General features: G+C 64.0%; 12 protein-coding genes. 4 read left to right on the top strand and 8 right to left on the bottom strand.

Going from position 1 to position 22,477, the window contains the following annotated elements:
* Window positions 1-99: 99 nt before the first annotated feature.
* The 4 genes from ACSSNI_RS00810 to recC all read right to left on the bottom strand — a co-directional run bounded on the left by ACSSNI_RS00810 (window position 100) and on the right by recC (window position 9,459).
* A complete protein-coding gene (locus ACSSNI_RS00810) occupies window positions 100-549 on the bottom strand; it encodes a hypothetical protein (RefSeq protein ID WP_200640015.1) in 450 nt (149 codons plus the stop codon).
* Window positions 550-687: 138 nt separating this feature from the next.
* On the bottom strand, window positions 688-2,541 hold the full coding sequence (gene recD, locus ACSSNI_RS00805) for an exodeoxyribonuclease V subunit alpha (protein WP_200640016.1): 1,854 nt from the start codon (window positions 2,539-2,541) through the stop codon (window positions 688-690).
* Window positions 2,542-2,611: 70 nt separating this feature from the next.
* On the bottom strand, window positions 2,612-6,160 hold the full coding sequence (gene recB, locus ACSSNI_RS00800) for an exodeoxyribonuclease V subunit beta (protein ID WP_200640017.1): 3,549 nt from the start codon (window positions 6,158-6,160) through the stop codon (window positions 2,612-2,614).
* The gene (gene recC / locus ACSSNI_RS00795; protein WP_200640704.1) at window positions 6,157-9,459 is read right to left on the bottom strand and encodes an exodeoxyribonuclease V subunit gamma; all 3,303 of its coding nucleotides are present in this window, start codon (window positions 9,457-9,459) and stop codon (window positions 6,157-6,159) included. The genes recB and recC overlap by 4 nt, the downstream gene beginning before the upstream one ends.
* A 222-nt stretch (window positions 9,460-9,681) precedes the next feature.
* Between recC and ACSSNI_RS00790 the strand changes: the two genes are divergently transcribed.
* Both ACSSNI_RS00790 and ACSSNI_RS00785 read left to right on the top strand, forming a co-directional pair.
* Window positions 9,682-10,572: a cache domain-containing protein gene (locus ACSSNI_RS00790; RefSeq protein WP_200640018.1), complete on the top strand. Its 891-nt coding sequence runs from the start codon at window positions 9,682-9,684 to the stop codon at window positions 10,570-10,572.
* A 163-nt stretch (window positions 10,573-10,735) separates the two neighbouring features.
* Entirely contained in the window at window positions 10,736-12,424 is a 1,689-nt protein-coding gene (locus ACSSNI_RS00785) for a Na/Pi cotransporter family protein (RefSeq protein ID WP_148925516.1), read from the top strand.
* Window positions 12,425-12,533: 109 nt separating this feature from the next.
* On the opposite strand, the gene ACSSNI_RS00780 is transcribed toward ACSSNI_RS00785, so the two are convergent.
* Together ACSSNI_RS00780 and ACSSNI_RS00775 are read right to left on the bottom strand one after the other, a co-directional pair.
* On the bottom strand, window positions 12,534-15,086 hold the full coding sequence (locus tag ACSSNI_RS00780; protein ID WP_148925517.1) for a TRAP transporter permease: 2,553 nt from the start codon (window positions 15,084-15,086) through the stop codon (window positions 12,534-12,536).
* 120 nt (window positions 15,087-15,206) lie between these two features.
* A complete protein-coding gene (locus tag ACSSNI_RS00775; protein ID WP_102836608.1) occupies window positions 15,207-16,172 on the bottom strand; it encodes a TAXI family TRAP transporter solute-binding subunit in 966 nt (321 codons plus the stop codon).
* Window positions 16,173-16,714: 542 nt separating this feature from the next.
* Between ACSSNI_RS00775 and ACSSNI_RS00770 the strand changes: the two genes are divergently transcribed.
* Together ACSSNI_RS00770 and ACSSNI_RS00765 are read left to right on the top strand one after the other, a co-directional pair.
* Window positions 16,715-18,301 (top strand): methyl-accepting chemotaxis protein, encoded by a 1,587-nt coding sequence (locus ACSSNI_RS00770; RefSeq protein ID WP_200640019.1) that lies wholly within the window; start codon window positions 16,715-16,717, stop codon window positions 18,299-18,301.
* Window positions 18,302-18,520: 219 nt separating this feature from the next.
* Window positions 18,521-20,386: a sensor domain-containing diguanylate cyclase gene (locus ACSSNI_RS00765; RefSeq protein ID WP_234484679.1), complete on the top strand. Its 1,866-nt coding sequence runs from the start codon at window positions 18,521-18,523 to the stop codon at window positions 20,384-20,386.
* Here ACSSNI_RS00765 and ACSSNI_RS00760 read toward each other — a convergent pair.
* Window positions 20,375-21,793, bottom strand: a complete 1,419-nt coding sequence (locus ACSSNI_RS00760; protein ID WP_200640020.1) for a sensor histidine kinase — start codon at window positions 21,791-21,793, stop codon at window positions 20,375-20,377. The two genes, ACSSNI_RS00765 and ACSSNI_RS00760, sit on opposite strands and share 12 nt — an antisense overlap.
* The gene (locus ACSSNI_RS00755) at window positions 21,786-22,457 is read right to left on the bottom strand and encodes a response regulator (RefSeq protein WP_102836604.1); all 672 of its coding nucleotides are present in this window, start codon (window positions 22,455-22,457) and stop codon (window positions 21,786-21,788) included. Before ACSSNI_RS00755 ends, ACSSNI_RS00760 begins: the two co-directional genes overlap by 8 nt.
* Window positions 22,458-22,477 lie beyond the last annotated feature (20 nt).

The raw sequence follows: 22,477 nt of genomic DNA, 5'->3' as shown, positions 1-22,477 counted from the left end.
AAAATCCCTTCATCAACACCCTTGCCGCCCTTGCAAACGAATGGAGCGCAGCCTGCGCCACTATTGAAAGAAGCATCGCGATCAGCGAAGCGTATGCCGCTAGCGAACAACCTGGCCGCGCGACAGGCGCAACAGCAGCAGTGCCATGCCCACCCCGGCTGCAACCAACACAAGCATCGGGCCCAGGTAGCCGACCAGCTCCTGCAGCCATGCGAGCAGCGGGCGAACGATCATCAGGCGGGCTTCATCGCCATCATCCCTGAGCCCATAGGCCCCCGCCTGCCAGATCTCGTAAGCCGACCGAAGTGGCCAGAGACACAACGGCAGCAACAACAGGCACACCCAGAACCCGCTACGCCGCCGTGGCCCTAGCAGCCCCCAGGGTCGAAAGGCTGCACGAATCAGCTGGAAAAAGCAGAGGCTGTAGTAGGCGGGCAACAGCAAAGTTAACGCGTTGATCCAAGATGGGGCTAACCAGAGCTCGCGCGCCATGACACCGGTGGCCGTCAGACTGAGCAAGGCCCATACAATAAGAAAGAAACTTTTCATCGCAGGCCCCAGTTGTCGGTTGTCAGTTATCAGCGAATGCCCATCGGAACAGAATCCCTCAAGCCATACGCGCAACCGTTTCACGAAACCAGCTGAGAAGCGTCGCGAACGGGCCAGCTTCGAGCAGCCGCGCACGTATCAGAACAGGCTGAGCTGATCGGCCACCGGTTCGCTGATCGGCGATGGCTTGGCCACGGAAGCCGCTTCGGCTCTGTCCATTGCGTCGCTAGATGCCAATCGCTCGGAGAGCCCGGCGGCACGCTCCGCGCGGGTAATCACCGCTTCGGCCAGCCGCGCCGGCAGCGCCCAGATCTCCACCTTGCGCTTGGCGCGGGTGATACCGGTATAGAACAGCGAGCGCGTCAGCAGCGGGCTGGGTTGTTCCGGCAACGCCAGCAGCACTTCGGCAAACTCCGAGCCCTGGCTTTTGTGCACCGTCATGGCAAAGGCGCTGTCATGGCTCGGCAGGCGCGCTGGGGCAAAGCCGCGATAGCCCTCGTCACCTTCGAAAACCACCCGCAGACCCTGCTCGGTTTTCAGACACAGACCGATATCGCCATTGAACAGGCCCAGCGCATAGTCGTTCTGCCGGACCATCACCGCGCGGCCGGGATACCAGCGCTCGCGCGCCGGCACACCGAGGCGACGCTTGAAGCGCGCCTCCAGCGCCTCGTTGATGCCGGTGACGCCAAAGGCGCCTTCGCGCTGGGCGGTGAGCGCACGGAAGCCGTTGAAGGCCTCGAACGCGGCGGATGGAACGGCCTGGCGTACTGCCTGCAGATAGGGCGAATAGCCCTGCTCCAGTCGTTCGATCAGTGCGGCGGGATTGGGCGTTGCGCTCCAGGCGAGGTCCGCGCGCCCTTCCTGCAGCAGCGCGACCGTGCCCTTGGCATCGCCGCTATTGATTCGCCGCGCCAGCTCGCCGATGCCGCTGTCGCCGGCGAAACGGTGGCTGTGGGTGAGCAGCACCACCGCATCGCCAAGTCGCGAGCGCGGCGTCTCGACCGCTACGTTCTGCCCAGTAATGCGTTGCAGATCGGCCGCGGCCTGGCTATCGAAACCACGCCCTTCACACAGCTCGGCGAACACCGCGCCGGCTTCGACAGCGGCCAACTGGTCCTTGTCGCCGAGCAGGATCAGCCTTGCCTTCGGCGGCAGCGCAGCGACCAGTTTGGCCATCAACGCCAGATCGACCATTGAGGCTTCGTCCACCACCAGCACGTCCAGCGCCAGCGGGTTGGCCGCATCGTGGCGCACCTTCGGGCTGTCGCCGCGGCTGCCGAGCAGGCGGTGCAGTGTGCGCGCCTCGTCCGGCAGCGACTCCTTCACCGCATCACTGACCGGCAGATCGGCTTTGGCGTTGCGGATCGCTTCGGCCATGCGCGCCGCCGCTTTGCCGGTGGGGGCGGCAAGGCCGATAGCCAGGCGTTCGCCACCGGGCTGCTCCAGTAATGCCGCCAGCAGGCGTACCACGGTGGTGGTCTTTCCGGTGCCCGGGCCGCCGGAGATAACCGCCAGGCGGCGGCGTACCGCTTGAGCGGCGGCAAGGCGCTGCCAGTCTGGACTTTGCTGATTGAACGCAAACAAGCGCGCCAGACTGTCACTCAGTTGAGCGTCATCGACATCCGGTGCGTCCGCCGCGCGGGCCAGTAATTGTTCGGCCAGTTGCTGTTCATACGCCTGGTAACGGGCCAGGTAGAGCCGGTCACCGATCAGGGTCAGCGGCGCGTATTCGTCTGGCGCGCCAATCAACGGGGAAGCCTCAAGCTGCGTACGCCATTGAGCCAGCGACGGCAGGCTAAGATCGACCTCAGGCCAGGGGCGCTTGCCGGCGAAGCGTTGGAGCGGCAGGCAAACGTCACCCGATGCCAGCGCCTCGCAGCAGAGCGCGGCGGCGAGCAGCACCGGCTCGGGTGCCGCCGGTTCGAGCCGCTGCAGGCTGGCGACGAGTGCGCGCTCCAGCGGGCCGAGGGGTAGATCGGCAAGGGTCATATGTCGCTCCTGATAGGCAGGAAGGCGCTGCCACGCCCACATTCGCGGTCAATGCCGCCAAAGCGCACCATCACCGCCCCTCCTCAAACAACCGATCCAGCGCATCGAGCAAGGCATCATCCGGCCTCGCGAAATACACCCCGGCATCCGGCATGCCGCGCAGGAACAGGTAGAAGGCACCGCCCAGCTGATCGTCTTGAAAATCCGCCAGCCGCTGGCGCAGAAAGCGCCGTAGCGCCACCAGGTAGATCAGGTATTGCAGGTAGTAATGCTCGCCCGCCAGCGCTTGCAGCAGCCGTTCGCCGCCGTAGTAACCCGCATCCGGGCCGAGCCAGTTGGACTTGTAGTCGGCGATGTACCAGCGGCCGTCGTGCTCGAAGGTCAGGTCGATAAAGCCCTTCAGGAAACCCTTGAGGCTGTCGAACTCCAACCGTGCCGCCGCTTCGCGCAGCGGTTCGGCGAGACCGTTGGCCGGATCAACCAGCAGGCTGCGCAGCCGCGCTACGTCCAGGTCACGCACCGGAAAGGTAAAGCCCAGCTCCGGCAGCCGTCTGGCAGACTGCAACGCCGCAAGCGTCAGGCCGGCGCCATCCATATCGGTTTCGAGCACCTTCTGCAGATGGCTGATGGCGACTTCCTTCCACTCCAGCGGCAGACCGTAGGCCTGCAACGCAGGCTCGACGAGTTCCGCCAGCTCGCCTTTGCCCCGCGCCCAGTCTTCGAGGATCGCATGCAGGCAGGTACCGGCCCGCGCACCGCGGGGGAAAGCAAAGAAGCCGCTGCCCGGCTCGCCGGCATCAGGAATGGCCAGGGCATCACGGTCCGGCGCTTCCATATGCATGCCGGCTGCAAGGCCGGAGAAGCTGCCGATGCGCCAGGCGCTGTGCAGGCTGCGATTGAGCTGCGACAGCTGCTGAGGCGGCGCCGCTCGGCCGGGGCCTTGAGCACTGGCTTCGCGTGACTCCAGCGGCAGGCAGGCCATGTGGCCGTCGCTCCCCTGCACCAGTCGCTCGATGGCCAGGCGCAGGCTGCCGCCGTTGAGGTCAGCCAGGTAGTTGCCCAGCTCGCTCAGCGGTTGCTCACCTGGGAGTTCGCGCCCATGCAGCAGCCAAGCCAGGGCGCTGCTGTGCAGACCTTCGTCGGCCAGGCTGCCGTCCTTTTTTGGTTTGCAGAGATTTACAGGCCCCCAGTGCAACCAAAGCCGGTCGCGGGCGCGAGTCAGGGCGACATAGGCCAGGCGCAGCTGTTCGGCAAACACCTCCTGGCGGGCACGTTCGAGGTTGTCCTCCAGTTCATCACTGCCCAGGTCCAGCAACGGCTGGCCGCTGGCGTCGTGGCAGCGGGCGCTGTCGCGGTTCTTGCCGAGCAGCTTGCCGTCCCAGAGGAAGGGGCAGAACACCAACGGGTATTCCAGGCCCTTGCTCGTGTGGATGGTGACGATCTGCACCCGTTCGGCATCGCTTTCCAGGCGCAGTAGCGCTTCTTCGCCGGCGCCTTCGCTACCGCGTTGGGCGTTGAACCAGGCGAGCAGCGGCTCCAGCCCCGGCCGCAGCAGGCTTTCGGCTTGTAGCAGCTCGCCGAGGTGCAGCAGATTGGTCAGCCGACGTTCGCCGTCGACCCGCGCCAGCAGCCGTTCGGCCACCGCCTGTTCATCGAGCCAGGCACGGAACACGCGCATAAAGCCCTGCTGCTGCCAAAGTTGGTGATAACGCTCGGCGGCTTCGCGTTCGGCGTCCCATTGCTGCTGATCGTCCTGGCAGCGAGCGAGATCGGCGGCGCTACGGCCCAGCAGGCGCGTGGCCAGGGCATAGCGCAGCAAGCCTTCGCGACCGGGTTCAGCGTAGGCGGCCAGCACCGCGGCCAGCTCGCCCGCCTCTTCGCTGCGCCAGACACTGTCGCGCCCACGGCGCACGCTGGGCACGCCACGGGCGGCCAGCTCGTCGGCGATCATTCCGGCCTGGCGATGATTGGCCACCAGCACGGCGATATCGCCGCCCTTAAGCGGCGTGAACTGGCCGTCCTTGTCGAAACCGGCGCGTCCCTCGGCGGCAACGGCCAGCTGCAGGGCAATACGCCGTGCGGTGTCGCTCGCCGCCAATTGCCCGGCCTCACCCTTGCCCAGCGGATTGTCGCCGAGCCAGACAAGTGACAGCGGCGCCGCCTCGCCCTCCTCCACCAGCCGCAAGCTCGCACGCGGCTTGACGGCCGCACCTACAGCTGGATAGCGCAGATCAGATTGGGCAAACGGCTGCGGATGATCGAACAGCTGGTTCAACGCGGCGATCAGCTCCGGCGTCGAGCGGTAGTTGGTCGGCAGGTTGAAGGGCTCACGATCGGCCTGCTGCTTGGCCGTCATGTAGGTCGCCAGGTCCGCACCGCGGAAGGCATAGATCGCCTGTTTGGGATCGCCGACGAAACACAGCGACGCCTCGCTGGCCTTGGCATAAATGCGGTTGAAGATGGCGTACTGGATCGGGTCGGTGTCCTGGAACTCGTCGATCAACGCCAGCGGATAGGTGGCGCGCAACGAAGCCGCCAAGTCATGGCCGACCGGCCCTTGCAGCGCCTGATCCAGCCGGTTGAGCAGATCGTCGAAGGCCAATAGCCGTTGCGCCGCCTTGCGTTCCGGCAGCTCGCGGTTGAGCCGTTCCATCAGCGCGACCTGCAGGGCGATAAGCCGTTGCTTGCCGGCCGGCAGCGCTTCGGCGACCTGATCGGCCAGTTCATCCAGTGCATGGGCCAGCTCGCAGACCGGCGCGTCATAGCCCTTCTTACAGGCCTTGTTCAAAGCTCGAACGCCGAATTTGGCCGCGCCGTCGGGCAGGTCGAACATCACTGCCGGGTCGGAAAAATAGGCGTCCAGTTCCACCTGCCAGGGGGCGAACTTGATGTTCTTGTGGGTGCTCTGGCTGAGCCCGCCATGTGCCAGCAACTCGGCGACCCAAGCGCTGCCAGCTCGCTTCCACAATTCGGCAGCGCGCTGCCAGGCCGCTTCTACCGGACGCAGGTCGGCGGCAACGGGCGCCCCCTGCGGCTCGACGCGCAGATAGGGCTTGCCCAAATGGCTGCGCAGCCGCTGGCGCAGCCAGACGGGTGTGATTCGGCTCTTCGCCAGGAAGCGCGCCCAGGCTGAATCGGCGTCGGCCAATTCGCTGCGCCAGGCATCGGCGAGCAGCGCGTCAATAATCTCGCGGTCATCGGCGGTCAGCTCGCTGTCGAAATCTCCACCGGCCTCGAAGGCCGCATCCTGCAGCGCGCGCTGGCAGAAGCCGTGAATGGTGAAGATCGCCGCTTCGTCGAAGCCATGCACGGCCAACAACAGGCGGCGGCGCGAGGCTTCATCCGGGTAGCGCGCGTGCAAGCGGTTGAGGAAATCGTCGCTGCTCGGCGTGCCTTCATACACGGCAAGCAGATCGGCCAGCCGCGCACGGATGCGCTCGCGCAGTTCGGCCGTGGCTGCAGTCGTGTAGGTGACCACAAGGATCTGCCCCACCGACAACTGTCGCTCCAGCAGCAAACGGGCGTAAAGCGCCGTCAGCGTCCAGGTCTTGCCGGTGCCGGCGCTGGCCTCGATCAGCGAGCGGCCGTCGAAAGGCGAATCGAGCAGGTCGAGTTTCATTGGTCTTCCTCCTCATCGGCCAAGGCATCCAGTGCGGGACCTATTAGCTGTTGGGCCAGGGTTTCGAAGCGCTCATCCAGCGGATCACAGTCGCGGAAGGCCAAGGCGTTGCAAGGGTCTTCAGCCTCGGCAGCGATAGGGCTGAATTCCGCCCCCAGCCAGGCTTCACGGGCGCGCTTGCGGCCACAGTCGAGCGGTTCGCTGCCGCGGGCTGGCTTGCGATAACCCTTGGCGAAGGCATGGCTGCTACGCGGCAATAGCGACAGCGGCTCGCAGATGGCACTGCGATAGGCGGCGAGCCAGGGTTCGAGCAGCTCGGTGGCGTTCGCCAGCGGGCCCAGCTGCCAATCGCCTGCAGGCGAAAGCATCAAACTGCTGCGTTCGATACCCGACGTGGCGGACAGGTTGAGCAGCAGATGGCGCAGCCAGAACGGCGGCAGGTCCCACTCACCGAGACGGCCAAGCTTCCAGCCGAACAGCCCGGCCGGGGTCACGCCGTCCAGCCAGCCATGCACGCGCACACCGGCCAGGGTGATATCCACCGGCAGCGGCTCGGGCACCGCGTCCGGGCGCAGTTCGAACAGGCGCGGCGCGAAGGCACGCACCGGCCCGCGCAGCTTGCCCCACAGCGCCTGGCCAAGTTCGCCGGTCGGCAGCCAACCGGCAGCACAGGCCATGCGGCGTTCGTCTTCATCGCTCCAGCCGTGCTCCATCGCCTGCAGTGACAGGCGCCGCAGGCCGTTCCAGGCCGGCATCTCCAAGTCGAAGGGCTCGTCGCTGGCGAGCGATTCCTGATCGTCAGCCAGGCGCAAACCGAGGCGCTGCTCCAGCAGAAAACGCGCCGGATGGCGGAAACACTGCAACAGCTGCGACGGCTCGATGGTCAGCCAGGACTCGTCAGGCTCGGCGAGAAGGCTTGCGAACGGCTGCGGCTGAGGCTGCGGCGGCTCGGCCAGGCGCTGGGCGGCGCGGAACCAGGGCAGCGAAAAACCCGCACAGGGCGCGTCGCCGAAATTGCGTGGAGAAAACGGCTGTAATGGGTGGGCGACGAGTATCTTCTGGCTAACCGTCTTAGGCGCAGGCTCGTTGGCGCTCTTGGATGCCAGATCAGCAGGCGGCAACACGGCGGTCATATCGATCGCTTCGAGCACTTCGCTGAGCAACACCGAAGGTGGCAACACCGCGTTGTCACGCGGGTCACGGCCGACATAAGACAGGTACAGCGCCTCACGCGCCGAGAGCAGGGTTTCCAGCAGCAGATAGCGGTCATCGAGACGTCGTGCACGATCCCCGCGCCGTGGATGGCGGCCGATCAGGTCGAAGCCCGACGGCGGCGTGCGCCGCGGGAACGCACCATCGTCCAGGCCCAGCAGGCAGACCACGCGGAACGGCAGGCTGCGCATCGGCACCATGGTGCAGAAGGTCACCGCACCGGTGAGAAAGCCCGAGGCGCCGCCGCCCTGCTGCAGGGCGGCGCTGAGCTGCTGGTGCACCAGTTCCAGTTCGATGGGTCGAGTCAGGTCAGCAGCCTGGGCCTGTTCGCGCAAAGCAGCACAGGCCTGGGACAACAAGAGTAACGTGTCGCCGGCTTCGCGCTCGTCGAACAGGGTGTCGATCAGGATTTGCAGGTCATCGGCCCACTCGGACAACGGACGCGGCCGCGCCAGTTGATCGGCCAGCGTGCCGAGACGTTCGACAAATTCCACCAGCCGCCCCAGCAACTGCCCGCGCGCGCCTTCAAGCGCATCCAGCGGCCAGTGATCACCGAGCAGTGGCGCGTGGTCGCCAGCCAGTTGCGGCGGCGCGGCAAAGCCCAGCAGCAGACGGTCCAGCCCCTGACGCCAGGTAAAAGCCGATTCGTCCGGCAGGCCGAGACGGGCCCGCTGACTGCCGTCACGGCCCCAACGCACGCCGGCTTCGCGCAACCAGTCGCGTAGCAGCGGCAGGTCTTCGCTTTCGATGCCGGCGCGGCGGGCAATGGCCGGCTGCTCCAGCCAGGCGAGGACTTCTTCGGCGGTGAAACGGCTCTGCGCCAGCATCAGCAATTCGAGGAAGGCCTCGATCAGCGGCATCTCGGCGCGCAGGCTGCGGTCGGCCAGGCTGTAAGGAATCCGCGGGCTGCCCTCGCGGGGGGCGAACACGGCTTCGATAAAGGGTGCGTAGCGCTCGATGTCGGGGGTCAGCACCACCACCTGATCAGGCGTCAGCGCCGGGTTGGCGGCGAAGCGAGCCAGCAGCTGGTCATGCAGGATTTCCACCTCCCGCAGCGGCGAATGGGCGATATGCACTTCCAGCGAACGGTCACCGTCGCCCAGCGTGATGCGCTCATCCGGCAGGCGGGTGCGCAGGCGCAGGATGTCGTTCTGCAGGGCGTGCAGCAGGCTGTCGTCGCGCAGGTCTTCGTCTTCGGAATACAGGCCGAACTCCTGGCTGCCTTCGCTGGCGGTCAGGCTGAACAGCGAGTCGAAGAAGTCCCGGCCCTGCTTGCCAAGGCTGGCCAGCAACGGGTGACCCACGTCCAGGTACCAATCGTCAGCACCGCTCTCGGGCTGGCGCGCCAGCTCGCGGATATCACGAATCTCGCCCCAGGCCTCGCGGCTCGGGTTGAGTGCGCAGACCACCACGTCGATATGCTGCGCCAGGCCGTCGAGCACGCGCAGGTGGTGCGGTGGCAGGCTGCTGATACCGAACACCAGCAGACGCTCCGGCAGCCCCGGCAAGGGCTCGTCGCTGTAGAGCCGTTGCAGCAAGTCGCCCAGCAGCCGTGCCCGGTGCGGGTGGCCGTCCTTGGTCAGTTCGCGCCAGAGCAGCGCCTGCCAGGCTTCATCGGGGCCGAGATCGAAGGTTTCGCCACGCTCCCAGGCCGCCAGCCAGTCGTCGCGATAGAGCAGGTACTGGTCGAACACGTCGGCGATTTTCGCCGCCAGCGACAATCGTCGGCGCTCGTCACCGCCGTCGAGGTACTGCGCCAGACGTGGCGCCAGCTCAAGATTGGTTGGCTCGCAAAGCCAGCCATAGAGGCGCCAGGTCAGCGTGGTCGGGGAGAACGCCGATTGCTCCGGCAGGCTGCCCAGCACGGTGCGACTCAGGTCCCAGACGAACTTGGCCGGCAGCTGAATCTCCAGCTGCATGGCGATGCCCTGCTTGCGCGCCAGCTCCAGCGTCAGCCAGCGGCCCATGCCCTGGCTCGGCACCACCACCAGCGCCGGGGCGAAGGGGTCGGCGAGCGGCTGGGCGAGCAGGCGCGTGGCCAGTTCACCGAGGGTTTCAAGGTCAGGAGCGTGATAGAGGCTGAGCATCGGGGCGGCTTCGGTTGGGTCAGCGGGCAAGGGTAGCAAGTTAGGGTCGGCGCGCGGAGCGTGTCGTCCATCTGCCATGCGGCGATTGTTCCTACTCCTTTTGCAGGAAGCCAACGGTCCTTGTGATCAATATCAATGCCCCCACGGGCCGTAGGATATTTCATAGCAGGCAGTCCCCATGCACCTTTGCAGCCATCGCCTGCCTCAGGCTAGGAGCAACCGATGAAACTGAACCACCGGAACCTGCTGATTCTTTCACTGGGCGCAGCGCTATGCGCCTCACCGCTGGCGTATTCCGCCACTGATGGAGCCCAGGCCAAAGGCTCGGTAGAACGCAGCCATGCACGACAGGCCAACGCACTGCTTGATCGCGCCGCCACACACCTGCAGCAAGCGGGGCCAGAGCAAGCCCTTGCAGCCTTCAATGACCGTAAGGGCGGCTTCGTTGACGGCCAGCATTATGTGTTTGTTCTGGACACGGCCGGGACCATGCTCGCCAGCAACGGCGCTTCCCGTGCACTGGTCGGGCTCAACGTGATGGATCTAAAGGATGCCGCCGGCCAGCCCTTCATCCGCGAGATAGTCGAAGGGGCCAAGACCAGCGACAGCGGCCAGGTCAAGTACCACTGGCTGAACCCGGCCGACAACAAGGTCGAGAACAAGACCAGCCTGTACCGCAAGGTCGGCGATCAGATTCTGGTGGTCGGCTACTACATCCCCCGCTCCTCCGCCGAACACGCTCAGAAGATGCTCGACGAAGCCGTCTCGCTGGTGAAGCGCTCGGGCGAAGAGGCGGCCTATCAGGCCTTCAACGACCCTCAGGGTCGCTTCGTGATGAACGACGAGTACGTTTTCGTCATCGGCCTGGAGGACGGCAAATACCGCGCGAGTGGCGCTTCGCCCAACCTGGTGGGCGTCGACGTACGTGAAATCACCGACGCCGCCGGTACGCCGCTGTTCAAGCAGATGATCGAAATGGCCAAGGACAAGGGCATCGGCACCGTCGACTACGCGTGGCGCAATCCGGCCACCAATGCGGTGGAGAAAAAACACACCTTGATCCGTCGAGTCGATGACGTCCTGCTGGGCGTGGGCTACTACACACCTAAATGAGGCTGGCAGCTCGGCAATAGGCACCCGTGGCGTCATCACTGATGTCATTTTGGTGAACGGCCGGCTACCGGCGATGGTCAACGTTCTATAACTCACAGCTTTTTGTCCTCCCAGGTGCAGGGAGCTGTGGCCGTTGACCATCCAGAGCCGGAGGCCTTGCCCGATGCTGACGCTGTTGCATCTGCTGTCCTCCATCGCGCTTCTGGTCTGGGGGACGCACATCGTGCGCACCGGGATCATGCGGGTGTATGGCTCGCATCTGCGTCGGCTGCTCGGCCACAGCATGGCCAACGCGCCCATGGCCTTTACCGCCGGGATTGGCGTCACTGCGCTGGTACAGAGCAGCAACGCCACCGCCCTGCTGGCTATTTCCTTCGTTGCCCAGGGCCTGATGGCGCTGCCCACCGCGCTGGCAATCATGCTCGGCGCCGATGTCGGGACGGCGCTGATGGCGCGGGTGCTGACGCTGGACCTGGCTTGGCTGTCACCACTGTTCACCCTGCTTGGGGTCTGCCTGTTTCTTTCGCGCAAACAGACCCGCGCCGGACAACTCGGCCGGGTGCTGATCGGCCTCGGCCTGATCATTCTCGCGTTGCAACTGATTGTGGCCGCGGCCGCGCCCATCACCGAAGCGCGCGGCATGCGGGTGTTGTTCTCGTCCCTGGCCGGTGACACCTTGCTCGCAGTGGTCGTCGGCGCGTTGTTCGCCGTGCTGTCCTATTCCAGCCTTGCCGCCGTGCTGCTGACCGCAACCCTGGCCAGTGCCGGATTGATCAGCCTGCCGGTCGCCCTTGGCGTGGTTATCGGCGCCAATGTTGGCAGCGGTGTTCTGGCCTGGCTCAACGCCACGCCGCAACCTGCTCCGGCTCGTCGAGTAGCGCTCGGCAACCTGCTGTACAAGCTCGCTGGCCTGCTGGTGCTGCCGTTTCTTCCGATGCTGGTCGAGTGGATGGCGACGCTTGGCTTCAGCGCACAAACCCAGGTGATCGCGTTTCACCTGGCTTACAACTCGCTGCGCTGCCTGCTGTTGCTACCAACGGTGGGCCTGATGGCAGGGCTCTGCGAGCGACTGCTACCGGAGCGGGTTCAGGACAACGGCATTGCCCAGCCGCGCCATCTCGACCCCACTGCGCTGGATACGCCGACGCTCGCCTTGGCCAATGCCACGCGCGAAACCCTGCGTATTGGCGACCTGGTGGAAACAATGCTGGCGCGCCTGCTCGAGGCGCTGCGTGAAGACCGGCCGGAGCCCGGCGAAGACATACGTCGTCTGGATGATGACGTGGACGCCCTGTACAGCGGGGTCAAGCTCTACCTGGCACGCATGCCGCGTGACGATCTGGCCGAACAGGAGAGCCGGCGCTGGGCGGAGATCATCGAACTGGCGATCAATCTGGAGCAGGCCGGCGACATCATCGAGCATATGCTGGGCAAGGTGCAAAACCTGAAAATTTCCAAACGCCGCTCGTTCTCCGACAGCGGACTGGATGAGCTCAGCCAGCTGCACACCCTGCTCACTGCCAATCTCGGACTGGGCTTGTCGGTCTTTCTGTCTGGTGATTCACACAGCGCCCGCCAACTGCTGCAGCAGAAGCGCCAGTTCCGCAAGCTCGAGCGCGAGTTGGCCCACGCCCATGTCCATCGTCTGCATCAGCAGGTGGTGGAAAGCATCGAAACCAGCGCTGCGCATCTGGAGCTGATCGCCGACATGAAGCGGCTCAACTCATTGTTCTGCAGCGCGGCCTACGCGGCGCTGGAAGGCTCCGGCAACGGCAAACAACGCGCTACTGGCGAGACTTCGACTGCTCGGGAAACACCTACAACCGAGCACCTCCCCGGCAAGCCAGCCTAATCGGCGCAGTGACTAGGCCTGCCCGGCTCACGCAATTACAGGTCTCACAGCCAATAAAAACCCCGGCGATGCATGGCATGGCCGGGGTCTAGTCAGCGCTGCGGGATGGTCAGTCCAGTTTGCGCCGGCGCTGCATCCAGACCACCAGACCGAAGAGCAGCAGGGCCGGCAGCCACATCCACTCCTTCGGCAGGCGGTCAGTGGGCGCTCGCACCGCCAGGATTTCCTGGTCGAACTGCAGTCCCAGATCGGCCGCTGGACTACCGAAGGTCACACTGTCGATCAGGACCTTGCCCTCTTCCTCGTAGGTCATCACGCCGAGCTTCTCCAGCTTCTGTTCGCCGGTTTCGCCGTCAGGGATCGCCACCAGCAGGCTGAACTCGCGCATATCACCCACCGCGTCTTCGCCACGGATACGCAAGCGCAGCTGGCCATCTTCATCGACCGCTTCGAGCGCCTGGACCAGCTGGCTGGGCGGTATGTCCCGGTACGGGTCGTGGACGATATCCATCCAGAAGCCTGGCCGGAACAGCGTGAAGGCGATCAGCAGCAGCAGAATGCTTTCGTACCAGCGGCTACGGACCAGGAAGTAGCCCTGGGTGCCCGCCGCAAAGATCAGCATCGCCAGCGTCGCGATGACGAAAATCACCACGCCGTGCCAGAAGTCCACATCGATCAACAGCAGATCGGTGTTGAAGATGAACAGGAACGGCAGCGCGGCGGTGCGCAGGCTGTAGTAGAACGCCACCACACCGGTCTTGATCGGATCGCCCTTGGACACAGCAGCAGCCGCGAACGAGGCCAGCCCGACCGGCGGCGTGACGTCCGCCATGATGCCGAAATAGAAGACGAACAGGTGCACCGCAATCAGTGGCACGATCAGCCCGCTTTGCTGACCCAGCGCCACCACAACCGGCGCCAGCAGGCTGGACACCACAATGTAGTTGGCGGTGGTCGGCAGCCCCATGCCGAGAATCAGGCTGAGGAATGCCGTGAGCAGCAGCATCAGCATCAGGTTGCCCATGGACAGCAGCTCGACCAGGTCAGCCAGCACCAGGCCCACACCGGTCTGTGACACTGCGCCGACGATGATCCCGGCGGCCGCTGTGGCGATGCCGATACCGATCATGTTGCGCGCACCGGCAATCAGGCCTTCGCGCAGGTCAACCACGCCATCCATGAAGGTGCCGTGCTGGTGGCTGCCATCCTTGCGCAGCATCGAGAGCAGTGGTCGCTGGGTCAGCAGGATGATGACCAGCATCACCGAACCCCAGAAGGCAGACAGGCCGGGCGACAGACGCTCGACCATCAGGCACCAGACCAGCACCACCACCGGCAGCAGGAAATGCAGCCCTGAGAGCAATACCGGACGCGTCTGCGGCAGTTTTTCCAGCGGGGCGTCGGGATCTTCGGCGGGCAGCGGTGGGTTGCTCGCCGCGACCTTCAGCAGGGCCACATAGACCACCGCCAGCAAGACACCAATCACCCAGATGGCCGCATCGCCCAGCGCAGGCTTTAGCCAGCCCAGCCCGTAGTAGACCGCCAGCGACACACCGGAAATCAGTGCGGCGCCAAAGGCAAAGCCAATCAGCCGCTGCATCCAGGGCTTGGCCACGTTTGCGCGAGGCAACGCCGTAAGGCCGAGCTTGAGCGACTCGAGATGAACGATGTAGACCAGCGCGATATAGGAGATCAGCGCCGGCAAGAAGGCGTGCTTGATCACTTCAACGTAGGGGATGCCGACGTACTCGACCATCAGGAAGGCCGCAGCACCCATCACCGGCGGCATGATCTGGCCATTGACCGATGAGGCCACTTCCACCGCGCCGGCCTTCTCCGCAGAGAAACCCGTGCGCTTCATCATCGGGATGGTAAATGTGCCGGTGGTCACCACGTTGGCAATGGAGGAGCCGGAGATCAAACCGGTCATGCCCGACGCCACGACCGCAGCCTTGGCCGGACCACCACGAAAATGACCAAGCAAGCTGAAGGCCAGCTGAATGAAATAATGGCCTGCACCCGCGCGTTCGAGCAGCGCGCCGAACAGCACGAACAGGAACACGAAACTGGTTGAGACGCCCAGGGCGATACCGAATACACCCTCGGTGGTGATCCACTGGTGGTTGGCCAGTGCCGTGAAACTCACCCCGCGGTGCGCCAGCAGGCCGGGCATGTACGGGCCGGCGAGGCTGTAGCCGAGGAAGATCAGCGCTATCACCGCCAGGGCCGGGCCAAGGGCGCGACGCGTGGCCTCCAGCAGCAGTGGAATGCCGATGCAAGCGGTGACCAGGTCCATGGTGGTGAGGTTACCGGGGCGCTGTGCCAGCTGCTCATAGGCGATGAACAGATAACCGGCGCTGGCGGCAGCAATCAGCCCGAGCGCGATATCGATCAGTGGCACTCGGTCGCGCGGTGAGCGCTTGAATGCCGGATAGGCGAGGAACGCCAGCAGCAAGGCGAACGCCAGGTGAATCGAACGCGCCTCGGTGTTGTTGAACACACCGGTGCGCAGCATGAAGGGCAACGGCGAGGCGATCCACAGCTGGAACAGCGACCAGAGCAGCGCGAGGCCGGCGATCAGCTTGGCCATGACGCCTTCGGGCAGCCGCGCGCCGACGTCCTTGGCAATCAGCTCTTCAGTGGAAAGTTGGTTGTCTTGCATGAAATCTGGCCTGTTTTTTCAGGGAACGGAAACCGCGAAACCCGCGGCACAAGGCACGCGGGTTCTCAGGCGAAAGCGGACGGAGGACCGCCCACCATGATGCAGCGAGCCGTAAGGCCGTTACATCCAGCCTCGTTCCTTGTAGTAGCGCACTGCACCGTCATGCAGAGGTGCAGACAGACCTACCTTGATCATGTCTTCCGGCTTGAGGTCTTTGAAAGCAGGGTGCAGACGCTGGAAGCGCTCGATATTTTCGAACACCGACTTGACCAGCTTGTAGACCACTTCGTCATCGACCTTGGACGTGGTGGAGAGCACTGCCTTGCCGCCAATCGACTGCGTGGCGCTGTCATTGCCCTTGTACATGCCGCCCGGGATTTCAGCCTTGGTGTAGTAGCTCTTCTCGGACAGCAGCTTTTCGATCTCCGGGCCGGTGATCGGAACCAGAACGGCATCGACGGTGGTGGTCGCTTCCTGAATCGCGCCATTGGGGTGACCGACGAAATAGGTCATGGCATCGATGTTGTTGTCGCCCAGAGCGCTGGCTTGCTCAGCCGGCTTCAGTTCGGCAGCCAGCGAGAAGGCCGACTTGTCCCAGCCCTTCTCCTTCATGATTTCTTCAAGGGTGTCCCGCTGACCGGAGCCGGGATTACCGATATTGACGCGTTTGCCTTTCAGATCATCCAGGCTCTTGATGTTTGCATCACGGCGAGCCAGCACGGTGAAGACTTCGCTCTGCAGCGAGAACACGGCACGGATGTCTTCCATCGCGCCTTCGCTCTTGAACGGCTCCAAGCCTTCCATAGCCTTGTACTGGTGATCCGACTGCATGATGCCGAAGTTGAACTCGCCGCTGCGCAGCCCATTGACGTTCGCCACGCCGCCGCCGCTGGCTGGCGCGTTGCACTTGAGGTCCTCAGCGTTACGGTTGACGAAGCGGCAGATCGACTGACCCGCGACGTAGTAGACGCCCGTCTGACCACCGGTACCGATGGTGACGAATTGCTCTTGCGCCTGAGCCATACCGCTCAGACCAGTTCCCGCCAACGCGGCGGAAAATATCCATGCCAAGGATTTGCCTTTCATGGATCCACTCCTTATTGGTTGTTTTGGAATTGCCCTGCAGGCCTCGTGAGCCAAGCGGGACGTTTGGAGTCTAGCAGGCCGATGCCCCGCTAACAGCCCGGACGGCAACCTCAGCGCTTCATGGCCGCCCTATGACCCTGGCTATGACCGCTTTCGAGATAGAGGGTTGCTCGTCAAAGTGGATAAACCTGAAAAACCTATACAAATATATGTACAGGAATCTTAATTCGCATAAGATTTCTCATGGCACCGCGCCATTACCCGACTAATGAACTCGGTCTTTTGGTCGAATAGATGCCCGGATACCGTGATATCACAATGACATCACCCACATCATTGTTGCTGCCCTACGACCGGAGCTATTTGCGAGCCGCAGCGCTCCGAGGCCGACTGATGCAGGGTTCAGCGAGACCGAACAGGATCCGTTTGGAAGTCCGAGGATTTCACCGCAAGGTGGTTAGCAAGGTTGCGAGGTGCGCCAGTCCGGGCACCGGTCAAGACGTCCGTGCCGGAACAATTAGCTAGCTCCAGAGAACTTCACCATGCGCTTGAACTTACCGGTCACCGGACGCGACGTATCCTTCAGTGAGACAGCCAACATACTGTCCACCACCGATCTCAACGGTGATATCACCTATGTGAACCCCGATTTCATCAAGATCAGCGGTTTTGAAGAATGTGAATTGCTGGGTCAGCATCACAATATCGTCCGCCATCCCGACATGCCTCCCGAAGCATTCGGTGATCTCTGGTCCAGCGTTCGTGCTGGCAGATCATGGATGGGCATGGTGAAGAACCGTTGCAAGAATGGTGATCACTACTGGGTCAGCGCCTTTGTCACCCCGATCAGCCGCAACGGGAAGGTGGTCGAGTATCAATCGGTGCGGACCAAGCCGCAGGCCGCTCAAGTGGCAGCAGCCGAAACGCTCTATGCGCAGCTTCGGGAAAAGCGGCCACCAGCGGCTCTGCGTCGCGCGCCCCTCAGTGCCCGCAGCCGCGTGGCGCTTCTCGTCGCGCTCGGTGCTGCACCCTGCGCCATCGGGGCCGCATTGTTAGGTGGCGCAGGCCTTGTGGCCGCGCTGGGAGCAGCGGCGGCGGCAGCGATGGGTGGGAGCGTGCTGGCCTACGTTGCGCTGGCACCGCTGCAACGTCTCGCTGCTCAGGCTCGTCAGGTTGGAGACGATGCAGTCGGTCAACTGGTCTATGCGGGCCGCCGCGACGAGTTCGGTCAGCTCAGCTATGCGATGAAACTCCTGGAGACGGAAGCTGGCGCGATGGTTGGCCGAATTGGCGATGCTTCACGCCAGCTGAGCACGCATGCTCGGGAGCTGGTAGGCGCCATGGACAGCAGTGCACAGAGTGCATCGCGCCAACAGAGCGAAACCGACCAGGTTGCCACCGCCATCAACCAGATGGCGATGAGCGTGCAGGAAGTCGCCAACAACGCCCAGCGCACCGCCGAAGCGGCTAGCCGAGCGAACAGTGAAGCTGCAACCGGCACGGATGTGGTCAATCAGACGGGCGCAGCTATCGGCCGACTGGCCCAGGACATTCAGCACGCCGGCGATGTCATTCACGAGCTGGAGGCGCACAGCAACGATATTACCAAGGTGCTGGATGTCATCCGCGGCATCGCCGAGCAGACCAACCTGCTAGCACTCAACGCTGCCATCGAGGCCGCCCGGGCGGGGGAGCAGGGGCGTGGCTTCGCTGTGGTCGCGGACGAGGTTCGCAGCCTGGCGTCACGGACACAGCAGTCCACCCAGGAAATCAACGCCATGATCGCGGCGCTGCAGGGCGGCGCGCGTCAGGCGGTGCAGGTGATGCAACGCAGCCGAGATCAGGCCATGGAAAGTGTCGAGCAGGCCGAACAGGCGGCTCGCTCGCTTCAGGGCATCAACCATCGAGTGAACGAGATCAGCGACATGAGCCTGCAGATTGCCTCGGCGGTCGAGCAGCAAAGTGCCGTAAGCGAGAACATCAATCAGAACATCGTGAGCATTCGCAGCGGCTCCGACCACCATGTAGAAAGCGGACTGCGCAGCCGAGAGACCGCTTCGGGTGTCGCTCAGCTGGCTGACAGCATGGAAATGCTGGTACAGCAATTCTGGACTCGGCGACGCGGCTAGCCGGCCGAGAAGGCTCCGAGCCCCGTTCCGATGGATGGCCGAGCCGTTAGTAGCCTGGCAGTGGTATCAAAGCGACATTAGCCGTATCGTTTGAATGGCCAAACCACTGCCTGACCCTATCGGTTGCCTACGCGTCGCGACGGGTCGTTTGACGAGACCTTTCACCCGATGCGCTTCCGCCGGCTTTTACTCTGCCTTCTAACAGCCTTTGCCAGCCTCATGTCGGGCCAGGTAACCGCTGCTGTGGTTCCTGGCGTCGTCAGTAAAAGCGGTGCAGCACTCCAAGTGGGCGGGCTGGAGTGGGTATCCGGGCATTCGGACGCCGGCTTCGCGACGGCTCAAGCGGCCTCCTGGCAATGGCAGCCGTTGGCCAAGCCCAACCTCAAGAAACAGCCTGAAGGCGTTTGGGTGCGCTTCGACCTTGACAGCCGGGCAGCCAACGCCGACCGCTGGTACCTGAGCCTGCAATGGCCAATCCTGGACAATGTGCGTGTTCGCCTGTTCTACCCGGCCGAGGGCGAGTGGGGTCCGCTGATGCAGGCTGGCGATCACATACCCAAGAGCCATCAACCGCTGGCAGACCACAATCTGGTCTTCCCGCTGGAGCTGCGGGCCAATGATCGAGCCGTGGTGTACATGCATGTACAGGCGCACGAGCTGATGGCCTTGCCAATGGTCATCTTTGACGAGACGGCGTTCGCAGCAGGAAAGTTTACCGACATCGCGTTGATCAGCCTGTTCTTTGGCGGGATGCTGGTGATCCTTCTCTATAACAGCAGCCTGTTTGTGTTCACTCGGGACGTGGCCTATCTGCTCTATGTCCTCTATCTGCTCAGCGCGCTTTTTTACGTCCTTACGATCACCGGCTTCGGTCAGTTGTTTCTGTGGCCCGAAATGCCACAGATCGCCCGCCGTTTCTACGCGCTATCCGCGGCGCTGTGCTTTTTTACCCCGCTAGTGTTCGCCAGTCGCTTTCTCAAGATTCGTCGCTACGGCGGCTGGCCCTGGCTGGTCACCTGGGTGCTGATGGGCTACTGGGGCGTGGTGATTCTGGTCCTCTTGTTCGCGCCCTCGCTCGGACGCTATCTGATGGCCGAGCAGATCGCGCTGGTGCATTGCATCCTGACGATGGCCGCCGTCATCAATCTGTGGGTTCGCGGCAACAGTTCGGCAAGGCTGTTCACGATTGCCTGGTCGACACTGCTACTGGCGACCATCGTCCATCTGCTGGCGCTGGACGGCATGCTGCCGTTGAACCCGCTGACCCTGCACGGCCAGCTGATCGGTATGTTTGCCGAGTTCGTTCTGCTTTCCATGGCATTGGCGCAGCGCATCAATCAGGAGCGGGACCGCCGGGTTCTGGCTCAGCAGAGCGCACTGCAAGCATCTGAGGCGCTTGTTCATGAACGCGAACAGCGTCTGCAGGCGCAACAACAGGCCTTGGAGGCGCAGGTACGCGCAAACGAGGCGCTCGAAGCACGGGTCTACGAGCGCACCCGTGCGCTTGAAGATGCCAAGCGTGGCCTGGAAATGGTCAACGAACAGCTCACTCGTCTGAGCGTCACCGATGCGTTGACCCAGCTGTCGAACCGCGGCCATTTCGACGTGATGATCGACGAGGAAATCCGCCGCGCACAGCGCACCGAGACGCCGCTGTCGGTGCTGCTGCTGGACATCGACCATTTCAAGCGGGTCAACGATAGCTACGGGCATCCGTTCGGCGATGACTGCCTGCGACTGGTAGCCGATACGCTCAAGCAGTACGGTCAACGGGCGGGCGATGTGGTTGCACGCTATGGCGGCGAAGAATTCGTCATGGCGCTGCCTGGCATGAACAGCCGCGAAGCCTGCGAGCAAGCTGAGCGAATCCGCGCGGCGGTGGCAGCGCTGCGGCCTGTTTACGACGGGGAGCGCCTGGCGTTGACCATCAGCATCGGCGTCGCGAGCCTGCAGCCGCCGGCGAGTTGCACCTCAGCGCAACTGCTGGCGTCCGCTGACACGGCGCTCTATCGGGCCAAACACAACGGCCGTAATCAGGTGGCGATTGCCGAACCGGACGAGGCCACCGAGCTGTCAGTCAGCTGAAGCGGGAGCCGGTGGAGGGAAGCGCACCTTGACCTGCAGCCCGCCCAGCGCGCCCTGACCGAGCTCGACAGTAGCCCGGTGAGCACGAATGATTTCGCCGACAATCGCCAGGCCAAGCCCGGCCCCCTGCCCCTGCTGATGCACCCGATAGAAGCGCGCAAAGACTTTGTCGCGCTCAGGCTCCGGTATTCCCGGCCCATCGTCCTCGACCTCCAGCACGCCGCCTTTCGCTACCCGTAGCACCACGTTGCCATCTTTGGGTGTGTGCGCCAGGGCGTTATCCAGCAAGTTGCTCAGCAGTTCAGTCAGCAGCGTCGGCTCGCCATCGATCCAGACGGGCTGCTCGGCCTCCAGCGCCAGCGCGACGCCGCGCTTGTGCGCCAGCGCGGCCATCGCCAGCCCCAGCTCGCGTGCCAGCTGGCTGAGGTCGAGGCGCTGGGCGCCGCCTTCGGCAATCGATTGCGCACCGGTTTCGATGCGCGCCAGCGACAGCAGCTGATTGGCCAGGTGAATTACCCGGTCGGTATGCGCGCCAGCCTCTTCCAGGGTTTCCTGCCAGCGCTGCGGTTGCGCCTCACGTTGCCCGAGTTCGATACGCGCCTTCAGCGCCGCCAAGGGCGTACGCAACTCATGGGCGGCGTCGGCAATGAACTGCGCCTGCCGTTCGAACTGCCCGCGCAAACGCTCGGTGAATTGATTGAGCGCAGCAACCAGTGGTTTGAGTTCGCGCTGCACGGCAATCAACGGCAACGGCCGCAGATCGTCAGGCTGTCGCGCCTCGACGGCCTCGCTGAGTTTGCCCAGCGGCCGCAGCGCCGCGCTGACTGCTAGCCAGACCAGCAGCAGCGCGGTAACAGCCAGCAGACCGACTCGCCACAGGGTGTCGATCAACAGGCTGCGAGCCAGGCGCTCACGCGCGCCAAGCGTCTCGGCGACGCGAATTTCGGCGATGCCGTTGAGCTCCGGCTCGCTCACCGGCTGCAGCAGACTCACCAGCCGGACGCCTTCGCCGCGGAATTCTCCGTCATAGAAGCGAGCCAGCGCGGGATAGTCATCAGTGCGACGAATCTCGGCGCTCGGCGCCGGCAGATGCTCGTAGCCGCTCACCAGCCGCCCTTCGGTATCCAGCACCTGGTAATAGATACGCCCGGCGCTGTCGTAGGCAAAGGTGTCCAGCGCCACATAGGGCACATTCGCCCGTAGCTGCCCATCGCTGGCGACCAGGCCATCCGCTATGGCTCTGGCCGAGGCTAGCAAGGTGCGGTCATAGGCGGTGTCGGCGGCGGCGCGCCCGTTCCAGTAGGCGCTCCAGCCACTGAACAGCATCAGCAGGGTCAGCAGCATGGCCAGTCTGCGCAGCAAGCCACCGCGCAAACTGCCCGCGCGCGCGGGTAGCGCGTCAGGCATCCGCTGCCTCCAGCAGATAGCCCAACCCACGGAAGGTCACGATACGCACCGAGCTGCCTTCGAGTTTCTTGCGCAGCCGGTGGATGTAGATTTCGATGGCGTCGGCACTGGCGTCCTCGTCGAGACCGAATACCTGCGCCGCCAGTTGATCCTTGCTCATGACCCGACCGGGCCGGGTGATCAGCGCCTCGAGCACCGCCTGCTCGCGTGAGGTCAGGCTGAGCGGCTGGCCGCCGAGACTGAAACGCCGCGCATCCAGGTCATAGACCAGCGGCCCGCAGCTCTGCTGACGTTCGCCGGCGGCCACGCTACGCCGCAACAACGCTTTGACTCGTGCCTCAAGCTCGGAGAGTTCGAACGGTTTGGCCAAGTAGTCATCGGCACCCAGATTGAGCCCATGCACCCGATCGGTCACCTCCCCGCGCGCTGTGAGCATCAGCACCGGCAGGGTCTTGCCGCGTTTGCGCAGGCGCGACAGCACTTGAAAGCCGTCGAGCCTGGGCAGCCCGACATCAAGGATCGCCAGTGCGTAGTCCTCCGTCGACAACGCCAGATCAGCAGCCACGCCATCGTTGAGCAGGTCAACCGTCCATCCGGCCGCGCGCAACGCCTGCGCCACGCTTTCAGCCAACTGGGGGTGGTCCTCGACCAGAAGAATCCGCATTGCCTGTCCTCTGCCACACA

This window comes from Stutzerimonas tianxiuensis (assembly GCF_053470365.1).
Note: the sequence above shows the minus strand (reverse complement) of the source record. Positions and strands in the feature narration are given on the sequence as shown.

Bases quoted from the DNA above. Each gene is read 5' to 3' on its own strand.
- ACSSNI_RS00810 (WP_200640015.1), bottom strand. From the start codon at position 549: ATGAAAAGTTTCTTTCTTATTGTATGGGCCTTGCTCAGTCTGACGGCC.
- ACSSNI_RS00765 (WP_234484679.1), top strand. From the start codon at position 18,521: ATGTCGGGCCAGGTAACCGCTGCTGTGGTTCCTGGCGTCGTCAGTAAA.
- ACSSNI_RS00770 (WP_200640019.1), top strand. From the start codon at position 16,715: ATGCGCTTGAACTTACCGGTCACCGGACGCGACGTATCCTTCAGTGAG.
- ACSSNI_RS00775 (WP_102836608.1), bottom strand. From the start codon at position 16,172: ATGAAAGGCAAATCCTTGGCATGGATATTTTCCGCCGCGTTGGCGGGA.
- ACSSNI_RS00760 (WP_200640020.1), bottom strand. From the start codon at position 21,793: ATGCCTGACGCGCTACCCGCGCGCGCGGGCAGTTTGCGCGGTGGCTTG.
- ACSSNI_RS00780 (WP_148925517.1), bottom strand. From the start codon at position 15,086: ATGCAAGACAACCAACTTTCCACTGAAGAGCTGATTGCCAAGGACGTC.
- ACSSNI_RS00790 (WP_200640018.1), top strand. From the start codon at position 9,682: ATGAAACTGAACCACCGGAACCTGCTGATTCTTTCACTGGGCGCAGCG.
- recD (WP_200640016.1), bottom strand. From the start codon at position 2,541: ATGACCCTTGCCGATCTACCCCTCGGCCCGCTGGAGCGCGCACTCGTC.
- ACSSNI_RS00785 (WP_148925516.1), top strand. From the start codon at position 10,736: ATGCTGACGCTGTTGCATCTGCTGTCCTCCATCGCGCTTCTGGTCTGG.
- ACSSNI_RS00755 (WP_102836604.1), bottom strand. From the start codon at position 22,457: ATGCGGATTCTTCTGGTCGAGGACCACCCCCAGTTGGCTGAAAGCGTG.
- recC (WP_200640704.1), bottom strand. From the start codon at position 9,459: ATGCTCAGCCTCTATCACGCTCCTGACCTTGAAACCCTCGGTGAACTG.
- recB (WP_200640017.1), bottom strand. From the start codon at position 6,160: ATGAAACTCGACCTGCTCGATTCGCCTTTCGACGGCCGCTCGCTGATC.